Annotated in this window: 13 protein-coding genes; 3 read left to right on the top strand and 10 right to left on the bottom strand. The window is 42.4% G+C overall.

The features are described 5' to 3' along the window. The first annotated feature begins 234 nt into the window (after positions 1-234). Together JMX48_RS12465 and JMX48_RS12460 are read left to right on the top strand one after the other, a co-directional pair. The gene (locus tag JMX48_RS12465; protein ID WP_201538283.1) at positions 235-408 is read left to right on the top strand and encodes a hypothetical protein; all 174 of its coding nucleotides are present in this window, start codon (positions 235-237) and stop codon (positions 406-408) included. A 99-nt stretch (positions 409-507) separates the two neighbouring features. Beyond that, positions 508-1,479 carry a DUF1853 family protein gene (locus tag JMX48_RS12460; protein WP_201538281.1) on the top strand — a complete coding sequence of 324 codons (972 nt, stop codon included), beginning with the start codon at positions 508-510 and terminating at the stop codon, positions 1,477-1,479. A 49-nt stretch (positions 1,480-1,528) separates the two neighbouring features. Here JMX48_RS12460 and JMX48_RS12455 read toward each other — a convergent pair whose 3' ends face one another. The 9 genes from JMX48_RS12455 to JMX48_RS12415 all read right to left on the bottom strand — a co-directional run bounded on the left by JMX48_RS12455 (position 1,529) and on the right by JMX48_RS12415 (position 12,757). Then, complete coding sequence (locus JMX48_RS12455; protein WP_201538279.1) at positions 1,529-2,704, bottom strand: hypothetical protein; 1,176 nt, start codon at positions 2,702-2,704, stop codon at positions 1,529-1,531. A gap of 223 nt (positions 2,705-2,927) precedes the next feature. Next, on the bottom strand, positions 2,928-4,382 hold the full coding sequence (locus JMX48_RS12450; protein ID WP_201538277.1) for a hypothetical protein: 1,455 nt from the start codon (positions 4,380-4,382) through the stop codon (positions 2,928-2,930). Positions 4,383-4,623: 241 nt separating this feature from the next. Beyond that, positions 4,624-5,154 carry a DUF2726 domain-containing protein gene (locus tag JMX48_RS12445; protein ID WP_201538275.1) on the bottom strand — a complete coding sequence of 177 codons (531 nt, stop codon included), beginning with the start codon at positions 5,152-5,154 and terminating at the stop codon, positions 4,624-4,626. Between the two features lie 299 nt (positions 5,155-5,453). Beyond that, the gene (locus JMX48_RS12440) at positions 5,454-6,617 is read right to left on the bottom strand and encodes a LysM peptidoglycan-binding domain-containing protein (protein WP_201538273.1); all 1,164 of its coding nucleotides are present in this window, start codon (positions 6,615-6,617) and stop codon (positions 5,454-5,456) included. Between the two features lie 261 nt (positions 6,618-6,878). Next, positions 6,879-8,264: a bifunctional folylpolyglutamate synthase/dihydrofolate synthase gene (locus tag JMX48_RS12435; RefSeq protein ID WP_201538270.1), complete on the bottom strand. Its 1,386-nt coding sequence runs from the start codon at positions 8,262-8,264 to the stop codon at positions 6,879-6,881. A gap of 191 nt (positions 8,265-8,455) precedes the next feature. Continuing rightward, a complete protein-coding gene (accD, locus tag JMX48_RS12430) occupies positions 8,456-9,412 on the bottom strand; it encodes an acetyl-CoA carboxylase, carboxyltransferase subunit beta (protein WP_201538289.1) in 957 nt (318 codons plus the stop codon). A gap of 352 nt (positions 9,413-9,764) precedes the next feature. After that, positions 9,765-10,589: a tryptophan synthase subunit alpha gene (gene trpA / locus JMX48_RS12425; RefSeq protein ID WP_201538268.1), complete on the bottom strand. Its 825-nt coding sequence runs from the start codon at positions 10,587-10,589 to the stop codon at positions 9,765-9,767. Between the two features lie 108 nt (positions 10,590-10,697). Then, positions 10,698-11,972, bottom strand: a complete 1,275-nt coding sequence (gene trpB / locus JMX48_RS12420; RefSeq protein ID WP_201538266.1) for a tryptophan synthase subunit beta — start codon at positions 11,970-11,972, stop codon at positions 10,698-10,700. A gap of 101 nt (positions 11,973-12,073) precedes the next feature. Further along, positions 12,074-12,757: a phosphoribosylanthranilate isomerase gene (locus JMX48_RS12415; RefSeq protein WP_201538264.1), complete on the bottom strand. Its 684-nt coding sequence runs from the start codon at positions 12,755-12,757 to the stop codon at positions 12,074-12,076. A gap of 201 nt (positions 12,758-12,958) precedes the next feature. Between JMX48_RS12415 and JMX48_RS12410 the strand changes: the two genes are divergently transcribed. Further along, positions 12,959-14,593, top strand: coding sequence for a cryptochrome/photolyase family protein (locus tag JMX48_RS12410; RefSeq protein WP_201538262.1), 1,635 nt, complete (start codon positions 12,959-12,961; stop codon positions 14,591-14,593). An 8-nt stretch (positions 14,594-14,601) separates the two neighbouring features. On the opposite strand, the gene JMX48_RS12405 is transcribed toward JMX48_RS12410, so the two are convergent. Then, positions 14,602-15,348: a DUF4230 domain-containing protein gene (locus JMX48_RS12405; protein ID WP_201538260.1), complete on the bottom strand. Its 747-nt coding sequence runs from the start codon at positions 15,346-15,348 to the stop codon at positions 14,602-14,604. Positions 15,349-15,654 lie beyond the last annotated feature (306 nt).

The following is a 15,654-nucleotide window of genomic DNA, read 5'->3' as shown; positions in this document are numbered from 1 at the left end:
AATGTCAGATTGAGTAGTCATTGCTTATTCTCCGGTTAGTGGATTATAAGCAGTTACACACTTTTTGGGAATGTCTCAGATACATGTAAATAAGTGTAACTATATAATCTTTTCATCATGCACCCCTTACGCTTCTAGAAGCGTCATCTTATTATTACTCTTAATTAATATTAATCTAGCCCATGTAAACCGTAGCACACTGCTAAGGCTCAATACACTACATGGAGCTAAAAAATGACCTACCCAAACAAGAACTCACAACAGCGACCTAAAAACCAACTCCGCAAACCAAAAAACTGGCAACTCTCTCTACTCAAAATGGTAATTAGTATCCTATTACCTTACTTACTATCGTCGCCTGATATCAGTATTTATATTTATCACATTATTATCGCCCTTCCTTCATAGCGACAGCGTACACACTACCCTTACTGATACTCACCATAACTAGACTTTTACTAGACGAGCCGTTAGGGTAAATGCTCTACCACGATGATGGTTTATCCTATGCCCAATACTCTCACCAAGCCTAATCCTACGCTTACAGATGATGCCCCTTGGAACGCATATCAGCGTCCTTTTGTCCGCGATTTGGCTTATGTGCTGGCGTGCCCCAATGTCTTGACGAAATGGCTAGACTTTGCGCCGCATCAAAACACACATGAGGTTGAGGTACATAGCGCCAGCTTTTGGCAAACGCAATTTGAGGCATACCAGCAGCGTTTAGACGAGCTTGACACCACCAACGCTTATCAAGCACTCACCCGTTATTTGCTCAAGCGTCCAAGCCCGAACCGTTTGGGTTTTCACTTTGAAGGACTACTATCATTTTGGTTAGAAGATGGTTTTACACGTAAGCTGCATTCATATGAAATGCTCGCCAATAATGTGCAGCTGTATAACGGCAAACAAACAACGGGCGAGCTGGATTTGATTTTGTATAATCATCAAGAGAATCTAGTCGAACATTGGGAGTTGGCCATTAAGTTTTTTATGGGATCTGCCCCTTTTGCTCCTGAGAATTGGGTTGGGATAAATTCCAAAGATAATTTGCAGCGTAAAATGACCCATATGCAGACCAAGCAGTTTCGAGTGGTGTGGGTAGATACTGAAAATCATGGACAGGTTAAAATTGATAAGCGTTATGGCGTTATAAAAGGACGATTCTTTTTACCAATAAACACTAATCATTTTGGCCACTATGATTGTCTTCATTGGCTAACGCCAAGCTTTCCAATACATGAATGGTGTGATAAGAATGATACGGTCAACCTTGCAACGCTTGATATCAGCGCCTTGCGATCTGCTCATTATATTGAATGGTTTAGCAAACGCAGCTTTTATGATAGCTATGATAGACGTCAGCCGCCGCTCACCTATTCTGAAAATGAGATATTGAAAACAGGATTATACTTTGAGGGCGATAGACTAATAGTGATTTATCCTAAACAGGATGATAGCGTTCAGGATGAATTTTAAGTAGCACTAAGTTAATATATTTCGTTTTGTTGATACACATCTATGATAATTACCAAGCATAACGTCCATACAAACTAATCTCACTACGCTTGGCTTTTTCCGAATCAAGACTATCGGTAAGCAGTTTGATGCCGCCATATTGACTGTCCATAGCTAAACCTAACGCATGCGTCTGCGGCTCTACTAAACCAGTAACAACAAAAGGATAAGTATCATGGTTGATCTGATAGCCGGCTGATAATTGGTACAAGTCTTGAATATCATTTACTTGGCCATGTAGACCAAGTTGCCATTGGTTGTCTAACTGATGCTGAAGGCTACCCTCTACTCGCCATGGCAATGTTTGTGTTATATCGTCGGTACTCAGCTGCCCCTCAATAGTATATAAAGGTCGACCATTGACATCATAATCCAAATTGTAACGTGTGCTTGGCATGTCTTTCCAATGCATGCGTCCGAGAATGTCGTAGCCATGAAGAGATAATTTCGTATTTTCAGATAAATCACCTATGAGATGCAAATCGAGCGAATAACCGTATCCTGAAGGTTTGGCAGGATTCCAACCCAAGTTTTCTTCACCTAGGGCTGGCTCGTCATAATAGTAGTCTATATAGGCGTTGGTCTTATCAAGACTGTCTCGTATATTTGTTACCTCGCTATCGGGTAATGCTCTTGTACTCACGTCGCCTACTATCTTACCTTCTAATGCGTGTAATCCCTGCCAAACGTTAGCACGAGTGGTCAATTGCCAGTTAGGCATGATTTGCTGAGTCAAGCCAACGTTAGCCCCCACTCTTTCATTATGTTTGGCCTCTAAAAACAGTGGAAAATTCTGGCCCTTACTTGGAGGTAGCTTATTCTCGTATTGCCAATACACTTCAGCAGTCTGTTCGCTAAAAGTCATCAAATAATCATAACGCCATCCCAAACCATAGCTAATAGCACTGCCAGCAGGACGAACTTCAAACGACGTTCTTGCTTGGGCATAAGCATGATCACCTGATTCCAAAGGTGCATCCCAATGATCTAAAAATGCTGATATGGGTTGCGATGGGCTATGAGCGGTCACTACTGCTGACCAGTCTATCTGAGTGTTTGATGTTTCGGTCTGACTGTCTATTAATCCTGTCGCTTGGGGATTAAAGTTAAAATTCACACTAGCCTCATCATTAGCATAGTTGTCGGCGTAATTGTCTTTTGCTATAGCAGATGTGGATACAATCATGGCGACAGTCATTGGCGTCATAATTAATATCGTACGCTTTCGTGGCATTGGTACTGAACTTTTAGGTATCGAATCGCATAGCGTTGAGTAAAAGTATGACATAGGTTTCTCACGTTTATTAAAGGGCATAAAAAAGAGACAGTATCAGCTGTCTCTTTCTTTGTATTTCTATACCTCAATCGCTACTAGAAACGCTTGAGAATCAAAGATGAACCTAATATAGTTATAGAATAATTAAGCTATTATCAGTGAACTTGGCCGTGATTTGACCATTGTTGTCTACTAGATCACCATAATCTTTGCCATTGACCATAATATCACCCAACTTACCAACTGAATCTGTGATGAAATCGCTATTATCATCAACGCTTAACTTAATCGAAGCTTTGTTTTGTTCAATAGTGAACTCCGTACTAATCACTTCATAGTCGCTGTCTAAAGTAGATTTACCTTTTACAAATAATTTTTTCCCTTCTACGCTAGCGGTGAGACCTTGAAGCTCAATAATATTGCGAGCGGTACGTTTAAGGTTGGCTTGGAAGTCTAACGGAATCGTCATTGCGCCCTCTTTAGTGACCTTCCCTTTAATAGCCAGTACTATTTCCATACCCACATAGTTATTGGCTGACTCTTCGATATTACCTGTTTTATCAACTGAGATAAATTTCTTTATATCAGCATCATTAGCTGTAGCATTAAGTGTGATTTCTATATCAGTGCTAGGCTTTTCTTTAGTCATCCTACCTGTTATTGCAATTTTATAAGGTATCGTTCCAACAGCCAGACTATTATCTGCAAGTTTTTTACTGACATCCAATGCGGCAAACTCTAAGTTTTTTGCCTCAATAGTACTATCATTTGCAGACAGTTTCAGGCTACCTAATTTAATAACAGCCTTTTCTAGAGTAATGCCCGATTCATTTGCATCGTTCATATCAAAGTCATCATTGACCACAACTTTATCACTGAATTGGCCATTTACTGTCGCAGCTTTGGCCGTTGAACTTAGGGTAACGGTATCAGCGCCTGTGCCAATTTTGATACTCTTGAAACCTATGCTTCCATTAAAGCTAGTACTGCTAGTATTTGAACTTAGCGCATTTTGGTAACCATCAAATACAGTCGTAAAAGTATCTGAATTAAGAAGTGTTTCTTCATACAGACCAGTATTTGGATTATATCTAGGGATGTATTCTTTAAAACTTACCTTGGTCGTACCAGTCAATGTAAATTGACCATCAGTATTCATCGTTGCTAAAAAACCTGTCTCTGGCGTCAATACTATATTACCCAACGCTATTTTAAACTCTTCATCATTAGCCAAAGCAATAATATCAGCTGCTGTGAGCTTTGATACATTGTTCTCTTTCATATAGTAGTCGAGGTCGCCTGGGATATCGAAAGTGTAGCCCAGTCGTGTGTTTTGTTTTTCTGTAAGGATATCGCTGACGCCTTCATAAGCATCCTTAACCGCTTTATTGTCACTGACAAATAGCTTAGCGGTGCGAATCATTTCTTTTGCTTGTTCAATCTCGGACAAACTGTTATCAACCGGTGGTTTAACAGGTACATTTGGCGTATTTGTTCCGTTACCACCAGAGCTATTATTGTCATCACCACAGCCTACTAACGCTAACGTACTGGCTAAAGCTAATGCGGTCAATTTAAAAAATTTCATAACACAGTCCTTTATAGAAATATAGAAAAAAATAGCGATAGCAAAAGCTTAATCTATTGACTTAAGAGTATCTACTCAATCAATAAAAGCTTACCCTAATTTAGAAAACTTAAGTTTGCTCGAAAATGAAATAATAATACTCTTATTTCTATATCTTATCTATAAGGTAAAGTAATATAACAGAAATATTACAAAAAAATAAATACTCTTATCCATACTACTTTCTATAAAAAGCAACTTATCAATAAGTCTCAATCACCTGCATAAGCTCATACCTGAGCATATCGGCACTGGGCATGCGTTCAGCATGAAAGCGGACGATAGCAATACCTGCACTAGCAAGGGCTTTGTCCTTTTTGTCATCGGCCTTTTGGCGCGCTTTACTACTATGTGTCCAATCATCAAGCTCAATTGCCAGCAGCGTAGTCTGAGCATCCACATCAACGATCACGTAGTCGACGCTTTGACGACAGATACGATTGAACCAAAAGTTACGCTCTGATGTCTCATCACTGTTGGCTTCGATAATGCGCGATAGCTGGACTTGCACAAAGATATGATATTCTGGCAGGGCATTTTTTAACTTTTTAAAAAATATCACCTCAGTATCGGTCATAATTGGCATGGGCGCGAATGGCCAAATATCCAACTCATCACCACGAACGGGCTTGGGGTCAGGCTCAACGCTTTGACGTTTTGAGAACAGTTTTGGTAACGTAATCAGCCCTAAAAACCCAACAGCCAATATTAAGAATATAACGCCAAATGACATGGTTTTACCTTATACAATATGAGAGTGACGGACTATATATCGTGACCTTACTCAAGTCATTTACGAGTCAATCACAACAAGGCAGCCCTTATAGGCTGACAGGTGATACGAAAAAAAGTAGAGAAAAGCGGCGCTTATCGTAACTAAGCTTGCGTCAATCGGCAAACTATAAAACAAAAAACACGACAATAGATGTCGTGTTTAATAATAAAAAAGCAAAGAGATGGCTCGCTAAAAAGGTATAGGTGAATTTATCGTCTGTTTAGCAAAAATCTGATTAGAGCCACTCACGTATTATATTAGCGCCAGTATAAAACCCACGCACCGTTTGCATTGACCTTGGGATCACTATTAATCTTATCTTTTAGAGCCAATGCTGCGATTTTACCACGCTCAGGCCCGACGATGACTCGGACACCGCGACTGGTTGGACTGGTTTTAACCCGATATCCCGCGGCTTGAAGTTTTTTTGCTAATTCATCTGCTTTGCCTTGGTCATTTGCCAATGCCACTTGTACCCCAAAACTGCCTTTGGCATCGGTTTCTTTTACTTCCTGACGAGCCTCTTTGAGTTTCTGTTGAGCATCTCGCTTAGTTTCAGCCGATTTTTGAGCAACGGCGACTTCACGCTCTAAACGTTGTACTTGACTACGCGACGGAATCGTTATGTTTTGACCCAACTGTAGCGAGGTCGATGGTGAGATATTATTCGCCTGAGCCAAGACTTCTACAGGCACGTTATACTGCCTTGCCAATTTAATAAGTCCGTCCCCTCTTTTGACTTGATAATCAGAAGGAGATTTGGGTGGTTCGTTTTTAGCGACTTCCGCAGCCTTTCTGTTTTTCTCAGCCACAGCCTGTGCTTCAGCCTGCTTTCTTGCCTCGGCTTGTCTGTTTGCTTCAGCTTCTTTTTTCTCTTCGGCTACTTTTTTGGCGGCAACTTGTTCTTTAAGATTGGCTTGGCGCTGTGCTTCTTGTTTTGCTTGGGCAGATTGTTGTGCGCGAGCACTCGCATCTGTGTCCGTCTCATTTGAGGTAGTGGTGCTACTGTCTTTATTCGACTGTGTCGTTGACGTTGTAGACGTATTTTTCGTAGACTCTTCAGTACTACTATCTTCAGCTGGTGTGTTATTAGCGACATACTGCTCACTTTCAGCACGTGCTTTTGCTAATGCTTGTGCCTCAGCCGCCTCCTGCTCTGTCAAAAACTCTTGTGCACGCTTTTCTTGCTCTGCAACGCGTGCTGCACGTTCTTTTTGCTTTTGTGCCAAGATACGTTTTTCGGTCTCGATATCAGTCGTTAATGGCTGTAGAGACGTTTGCTCGGTACTTGGCTTCTCTATCAACGCTGACGGTGTTTTTGGTTGATTGCTATCACTAATCTGTTGCACCATCGCGTATAGCATCACGCTACCGCCTACAATCATCCCAATGCCCAATAAGGCTTGTCTCGAAAAATTCATCCGTTTACGTCTCTTAGTTGGTAATAAGGTTGATTGAGCGGCATCGCTATCGTCTCAAAACTACATTATGGCTAGATTTAATCTGTAGTGACTGCTCACGGTTACGTTTATCAGTTACGCCCATCAATTTTCAAAATTTATGCCAACAGTGTAACATCAGTCGTCTAAATCACTTTGATTATAAAGTATATTTTTTATGCTGTCTGCAATCGTGCTGATACTAAGGTTAACATTAAATAACGGATCTTTTAACCTAAATTATCAAATCTCAATAGCAGCCAATGCTTCTCCAATCGTATGAAAAGAGCCGCATACCACGATTAGGTCTTGTGGTTGACTGGCATTTATCACTGTATGGGTCGCCTCCGATAAGCGATTAAATTCATGTATTTGAACACCATCGACATAATTGGCTAAAATGCTTTTTAGATGATCAGTGCTCGCGGCGCGTGGATAATCAATTTCGGCAATAAACCAATCACTAATCGGCAAACCTGATTCAGTCAAACGCTGCACAACTTTATCGATATCTTTGTCACCCAGCATTGAAAACAGCATTTTTATCGTTGCAGGTGGGCGGCTTATTTTGCTGCCTAAAGCTTGACTGTCTCTGCTTTGACTATCTGTGCTTTGGTTCGCTAAATGTTGCTGCCAAAGGGGTAATAGCTGCATCAATAAAAACTCAACGCCATGCTCGTTATGCGCCACATCAAATAGCCACTGACGGCCTTTCATTTTACGATAATCAAAGCGACCTGCTAGCTTGACCCTTTGTAGTGCTTGCTCAATCGCATGAGCATCTACATTCAACGGGCTTGCTAATACTGCTGACAGCGCATTGGCTGTGTTCGTCAATGATAACGCTGGTCGTGGTAGCTGCATCGTGACAGTGGCATTACTATACTGCCATGTTGTTGAATCGATTTCGCAGTAACTAAAATCTTGCCCCAGCTGATAACAAGTCGCTTTATGCTTATCAATGGCTTGTTGCACGCTGGTTGGTATCTCCATCGTACCGTAAACCAAGGTAATATCTTTACGTAAAATACCGGCTTTCTCGCGACCAATATCCTCAACATTATCGCCTAACCAATCGACATGATCGATGCCAATATTGGTAATCACCGCCATATCAGGATCGATGATATTTACCACATCTAACCGTCCGCCCAATCCTACTTCTAATACCCAAACATCGCAATCCGCTTCAGAAAATATCAATAATGCTGCCAAAGTCGTCATCTCAAAAAACGACAAGGTCAAATCACACTTTAACCGCGCTTTCTCAACTTTATTAAAGGCATTAATTAATGTCTGATCGCTGACCATCTCACCATTGATGCGCACACGCTCATTAAAGACACTCAGATGCGGCGATTGATACAGCGCCGTTTTATAACCCGCTACTTGACACATCTGAGCGATAGCGGCAGTCGTTGAACCTTTACCATTGGTGCCTGCCACGGTAAATACATAGGCATCGTCTTTCGCTGATTGTACAACGCCTAGAGCCTCAGCGACTGGTAATACTCGCGACAAACCCATGTCTATCGCAGAGACATGTATCTGCTGCATATAATCAAGCCATTCCGTCAGGCTAGCGTTGTCATTTGGCGTATTAGAGTGAGTAAGCAAAGAGTCAGACATGGACAAAACCTATATAAAAAATTTTGATAAAAGCTAAAAAACTGGATATAAAAACAGTGTAACGGGCTTAGTAAAAACAAAAAATAGCATTTACCGTGCTATGACGATAAATGCTATTCATTGGTTTTATACATCCAGCAAATATTAGCACAACGCTAAATCTTTAGTCACACCCTAATAGGCTCATTTATTTATTGAGCATTGATATTAGGGACACGGCACAACTTAGCGAGCAGACGGTAAATAGTATCGATTAGTTGATGACGATGCACCACCTCATCAACCACGCCATGCTCCAATAAGAACTCTGCACGTTGGAACGGCTCTTCTAGCGTTTCACGTACGGTTTGTTCAATCACGCGCTTGCCAGCAAAGCCAATCATCGCTTTTGGTTCTGCCAAGTGAATATCGCCAAGCATCGCTAAAGAGGCAGTCACACCGCCATAAACAGGATTGGTCAATACCACAATATAAGGAATGCCAGCAATTCTCAAGCGCTCAATGGCAGCAGCCGTTCTGGCCATTTGCATTAAGGACAATAAACCTTCTTGCATACGCGCGCCGCCTGAGGCTGCAAAGCAGACCAAAGGAATTTTATCTTCAAGCGCTTTTTCGGCCGCTTGTACAAAACGATCGCCAACCACTGACCCCATAGAACCGCCCATAAAACGGAAATCAAAGGCACAAGTGACAACATCAAGATTGCGTAATTTGCCATACATGACAATCAGCGCTTCACTCTCGCCAGTCTTTTCTTGTGCTTCTATCATACGCTTTGGATACGGTTTACTATCGACAAAGCTTAGCGGATCTTTAGCAGTAAACTCTTGCCCAAGCTCGCCATCTACTTGATCGAGTAGCCAGTTTAAACGCTCACGAGCACTCATTGGTAAATGATGATCACAATGTGGGCATACATAAGCGTTAAAAATCAGCGCCGTATTGGTAATCATCGAGTGACAATTACTGCACTCTGTTGACGGTTCAGTCTCTACAGCGGTTAATGGTGCCGTTAGCTGTTGCTTAATTCCTGGTATCGCTCGATTAAACCAAGATTGACCAGCCTTATTAGCATTTTGCTCAAGGCTAGCAGCATTGTCATTATTTGGATCGGGTTTCGTTATCGTATCAGTCATATTATTCGCCATTATCAAAGGCTTATCGGCAAGTTGGCTCATTCACTTGTCCCTAAGAGTAGATTTAAGAGTCACATACAGTCATAACATGAGCAGTTATAAGGCGCACTTATATGCAACTGTAACAATTTATATGTGAGGTTAGTTTACACACGTAAACTAACTTTAGCAAAGTCATTTGACCGTGTCTTTATAAACATTGTGACGATAACTTAACTGAGACATTCACGCCCTTAAAAAACAAGAGCGCACATCCATATAATCCGGCTCATTTAGGCAGCATTTGTAATATATAGTCAATTCTCGATAAAAGAGATATAAGTATGATAATTTCCACCTTAATCCCGATATTTTTTATCCAAAATTAAACACTCAAACTATCGAGTGCCGTACGCAGCTCATCCATCTTAGCCATAATCTTTTGCTGAGCATTGGCGACAGCGGCGGTATCGTTGGCATCAATATCAGCAAAATTCTGTACTAAAGCGCTACCCACGATAATACCGTCTGCATGAGCACCAATCGCCTTGGCTGAAGTGGCATCGCGAATACCAAAGCCCACACATACTGGCAAATCCGTCTCCGCTTTAATCGCTTGAACTTGGGTAGCGACATCGTTTGTGTCTAGCGTTGCCGAACCTGTCACCCCTTTTAAAGACACATAATAAATATAGCCACCGCAATGCGTCAATACTTGCTCACGGCGATCAGGTAAAGTGGTTGGCGACAACAAGAAAATCTCATTCATCGAATGCTCAGTCAAATGCCGAGTAAAGCTCCCCGCCTCTGCTGGTGGCAAGTCCACCATCAAGATACCATCGACTCCTGATTGCTCACATAAGCCCACAAACTTATCATAACCGATAATCTCAACGGGATTGAGATAACCCATCAAGATAACTGGCGTTTGTGTGTTCTTTTGGCGGAATTCTGCGACCATTTTGAGCGCATCACGCGTACTAGTACCCGCTGCTAAGGCGCGCTCACCAGCCAAAGCGACGACTGGACCATCTGCCATTGGGTCAGAGAACGGTAAGCCGACTTCGATCATATCTGCGCCATGCTTAACTAAGTCGTGTAGTAAACCGACAAAGTTACTAGGATTGGGATCGCCTGCCATCACATAAGGAATGAGGGCTTTTTTGTTTTGAGATTTTAAAGTGGCAAAAGTTGTTTCAATTCGAGTCATAGGATTCTCTTTTTTATATATTGGTTTAGCACCCTTTATTGGAAAATAAAGAATGCTAAGCCATTTTTATTATCAGTAGTCATTCAATAATTTGCAGAGGAATAATCTCTACATCTCAATCCCTTCCGCTTTCATCACTGAATGCAGATCTTTATCACCGCGACCCGACATATTGACAACGATGGTTTGATCCGCTGTCATGGTTTTTGCAAGCTTCAATGCATAAGCAACCGCATGAGCCGTTTCCAGCGCTGGGATGATGCCTTCTTTACGCGTCGCTTCGTGGAAACCTTCTAACGCTTCCTTATCAGTACAGCCGACATATTCGACACGCTTCATATCCTTTAGGAAGCTATGCTCAGGACCCACACCAGGATAATCAAGACCCGCTGAAATTGAATGGGTTTCTTGAATCTGACCGTCATCATCTGCCATCAGATAAGTGCGATTGCCATGTAGCACGCCGATGCGACCTGCTGCTAATGGCGCTGAATGGCGACCCGTTTCGATACCATCGCCAGTCGCTTCGACGCCATACATTTTAACCTCAGTATCATTTAAAAAGTCAAAGAATAAGCCAATAGCGTTCGAGCCACCGCCGACACAGGCGACTAGTGCATCTGGTAATTTACCCGTTCTTTCTAAATGCTGGATACGCGTTTCTTTACCGATAATCGCCTGAAAATCGCGAACTAATAACGGATAAGGATGTGGCCCTGCGACCGTACCGATAATGTAATAGGTGCTATCGACATTGGTGACCCAATCGCGCATCGCTTCGTTCATCGCGTCTTTGAGCGTACGCGAGCCAGAAGTGACCGGTACAACCGTTGCTCCAAGCAAGCGCATACGATAAACGTTCATCTTTTGACGCTCGACATCGTCAGCGCCCATATAGACGATACACTCTAGTCCCAAACGTGCCGCAATCGTTGCCGTTGCTACGCCATGCTGCCCTGCGCCCGTTTCAGCGATGATACGTTTTTTGCCACACATCTTGGCCAATAATGCCTGACCGATGGTGTTGTTTACTTTGTGGGCGCCTGTATGGTTTAGATCTTCACGTTTAAAATAGATTTGTGCGCCGCCAATTTCATCGCTCAAGCGTTTGGCATGATAAAGCGGCGTTGGACGACCGACATAGTTGACCAAATCATTGTGATACTCTTCCCAAAACGCAGGATCGGCTTTAACCTTAGTATAAAGGGCCTCTAGCTCTTCAAGCGCTGCCATCAAAGTCTCAGAGACAAAACGCCCACCATGAACGCCGAAATGTCCGCGTGCATCAGGATATTGGTTAAAGTCTTGGACGTTTTCGGGATTGCTAAAGGTATTGACAGATTGTGCGGTGGCAGATAAATCTTTATTAGTGACATGACTCATGATAATTCCTACTGTAATAAGTGGTATTTTTTAGAATAAATATAGAAAAATGGTTTGAGCAGTTAGCTGTTTCACTGATTAGCAGTTTGAGGGTTAAAAAACTAGCTACTCATGTTCGAAGGTTCGCTAGGCGTTACGTTTTGCCATCGGTCGCGCTTGACCGCTTTCATAAAGGCGCGCATTTTAGTTGCGTCTTTTTTGCCTTTGTCATGCTCAATACCGCCACTGACATCGACGGCATAAATAGGCAACTCTAGGGTTGCGGCAATATTTTCCACATCAAGTCCACCTGCCAAAATAATGGGCAGTGCGCTTTTTTGTGGTATTAAATTCCAATCAAAGCGTGCGCCCGTACCACCATATTTATGTTGATGATAAGCATCCAGTAAGATACTACTCGCCCCAGCTGCGGCAAATTGTTCAATCTGAATACTCACGCTATCAGGTGTGTCTTGTTCAGCATTGATACGTAACGCCTTAATCCAGCGTTTATTGACGGCACTGGCCAGCTGTTGACACTGATCAGGCGTTTCGTCACCATGAAACTGTATGATATCAAAAGACACATTATTTGCTAATTCAATCAGTTCGTCTTGAGACATATTGACCACTAATGCCACGACACTCACAAAGGCAGGTAAGGCAGCACTCAATGTCTGCGCTTGCCCGAGTGTGACAGCACGCGGACTTGGTGGATAAAACACCAAGCCGACCGCATCTACACCCAATTGTGCAGCAGTCTGAACATCACTAAGCTGTGTAAACCCGCAAAACTTGACGTGCATGTCGTGACCTTGGATTTAATGTCCCTAAATATGACACCGATTATAACGGCATCAGATAGAGTCAAATTAAAGATAAATCTTTAGATATGGTGAGGATTTGTTACTCAAACGGCAAAGCCATTGCATCCAAAAACTTATCCTAGCATACTTTTATCCCTAGTTTTGTTTATGATTGCGATTGATTAATATAGGGATACTTTGATGTCTAAGACTACTAACAACAATGGTAGCAATAATAAAAATAATGACAGTGGTAACAGCGACAATATTCGTAGCGACAGTCCATTGCATTACTTGATGTGGTTTCGTCGCGATCTACGCATTCATGATAATACCGCATTGGCAGCACTTTGCGAACGAGCCAATGAATATAATGCCTCGGTATCTGCCGTATTCTTTTTGACGCCTGAGCAGTGGCAAGAGCACGATACGTCGCTTGTACAGGTTGATCATATCGCTCGCACCTTACCGATACTATCAAAAGATTTACAAACGCAATTGAACATCACTCTAACGGTGCAAGTCTGCCCCAGTTTTTCAAATTGTATAGAGGCTCTAACGACCTTATGCAATAACAACGACATCAGCTGCGTCATGGCCAATCACGAATACGAGGGCAATGAGATTGATCGTGATGAGCAGTTGAGCAAGCAGCTTATAAAAGATAATATCGAGTTTGTCCGCTGTCATGATCAATGTATCTTGCCACCGCAAACTATTACGACCAATGATGGCGATAGCATGTACAAGGTTTTCACCCCATTTTATAAAAAATGGCGGCATACTTTGGAGGTCGGTGATATACATCTGCATGAAGCGCCAGCTATCAAAGCTGTCGATAGCGTTGATTTAAAGTTATCAAAAACCAGTGCAAATACTATTGATGAGATAACTGCCCTAAGTGACAAAATGCTCAGTGACTATCAGCATACGCTACAAAAAAACGAATCATTGCAACATATCGATATGGAAACCCAGTTGACTGCCGCAAGAGACGCCTATCCTGCCGGTGAATCTACTGCTTGCCAGCGCTTAAATGAATTTGTCGCTGATGATATTAATAATTATGATGTCAGTCGTGATGTACCACACCTACATGCGACCAGTCAGCTATCCGCTTACCTCACAATTGGCACAATCAGTTCTAGACTTTGTTATCTACAAGCCCATAAAGCACAAGGAAAATTACACAGCAATGATGCCGATAATGAAGATATCAATCGCTGGATAAGCGAGCTTGCTTGGCGCGATTTCTATCGGCATGTGCTGGTCGACAAGCCAAACCTTATTCGCCATAAAGCGTATAAAGAAGAAACTGACACTAAGGTTAGTTGGTCATACGATACTGATGATTTTGAGACATGGTGTACTGGTAAAACAGGCGTGCCACTCGTTGATGCCGCGATGCGCTGTCTGAACGCTACTGGGTTTATGCACAACCGCCTGCGGATGGTTACAGCGATGTTTTTGACCAAAGACTTATTAATTGATTGGCGCTTAGGTGAGCGCTACTTTATACAGCACCTCATCGATGGGGACTTTGCATCCAACAATGGCGGCTGGCAATGGAGCGCATCCACTGGTACTGACTCAGCGCCCTACTTCCGTATTATGAATCCCTTTAGCCAAGCCAACACACATGATACGAAAGCGACATTCATTAAAACTTGGCTACCTGAGCTCAAAGATATCCCTACCAGCATCTTGCATAGCGAAGACAAAATGCGTAAAGAATTGGCGAAAGGTGGGAAATTTGCCGATGTTGATTACCCTGCGCCGATGGTCGAGCATAAAACAGCTCGCCAGCTCGCCATTGCAGAGTTTAAAAAAGAATAAATATCAGATTAGCCTTTAGTAGTGACTGGCAACTGACAGGCGCCTGCACCCTGAGTAGTGACAGTCACGACAGCACCCGTTAAAGCAAATAGCTGCTGCAATTGCGTTTGGGCATTTTGCAGCGCCATATTCATTACATCGCCTCGGCAGGCACGCTCTAGCACTTCTTTTTTTGCCATGGTTTGTGCTTGCGCTAATATCTTAGGATCGACTTGCATCATGCCAAAGGCTCCTGTCTGCCAGTCATAAATCTCAATATCATCTAGATATACTGAAAATATCTCTGTGGGCGGCAACGTAATATTGATTTGCGGCATGGTTGAAGCGGATGCGTTACTATCTACTTGCTCTTCCTCAGTATTGACCTTGGTAGGCTGCACGACTTGTACCATTTCAGGTGTTAAGGCACTTAAATCCACCCCTGCTTCTACGCGACCATGAGCGATAAACAGCGCTTTTTGTTCATCTTGCCATAGCTTCATCCAACTGCCAGCGCGCTCGCTTGTAATCACCGTGTCAACACTGAATGCGACTGTATGTAATCGGTTTAACTGTTGGATCTGCGTGACCACGCCTTCTCGAGTAATGGTTTCTATTGGCTCTTCTTTGGTGATATTTTGAACACTATATATAGCAAAGGCGATCGCTGCTAAACCAATCAGCAATACAATCCATGACATCATAGCAATCGGTTTTTTCGCTTTTGACTTGGTCACATTGTGATCCTTAGAAGGTCGATTGTCAGGATTGATCATATAAGCTACCTCAGAGTTTATTGTTTACTTTCATAAAATACATAGCGCATAACAGTCTAATAAATAAATGCTGTGTTTAAGTAGTAACTTCAAGGAATAGGTATCAACATTTTACATAATTACTAATGATGTTCGCTGTCAAAAATTCGCTATCCTTTACTATATATAAGCCTAAAACTCGTAAATAATCGAGTTATCACTATCGCAGCTTACTCTTTAACTCATGTTCGGTCTGAAAAGACAAAAAGTCATTGCGTCTTAGACAAACTTTACCTAACATAGTCAGATTGCATTGATAAAATGTCG

Source organism: Psychrobacter immobilis (assembly GCF_904846225.1).
Lineage (GTDB): Bacteria > Pseudomonadota > Gammaproteobacteria > Pseudomonadales > Moraxellaceae > Psychrobacter > Psychrobacter immobilis_F.
Note: the sequence above shows the minus strand (reverse complement) of the source record. Positions and strands in the feature narration are given on the sequence as shown.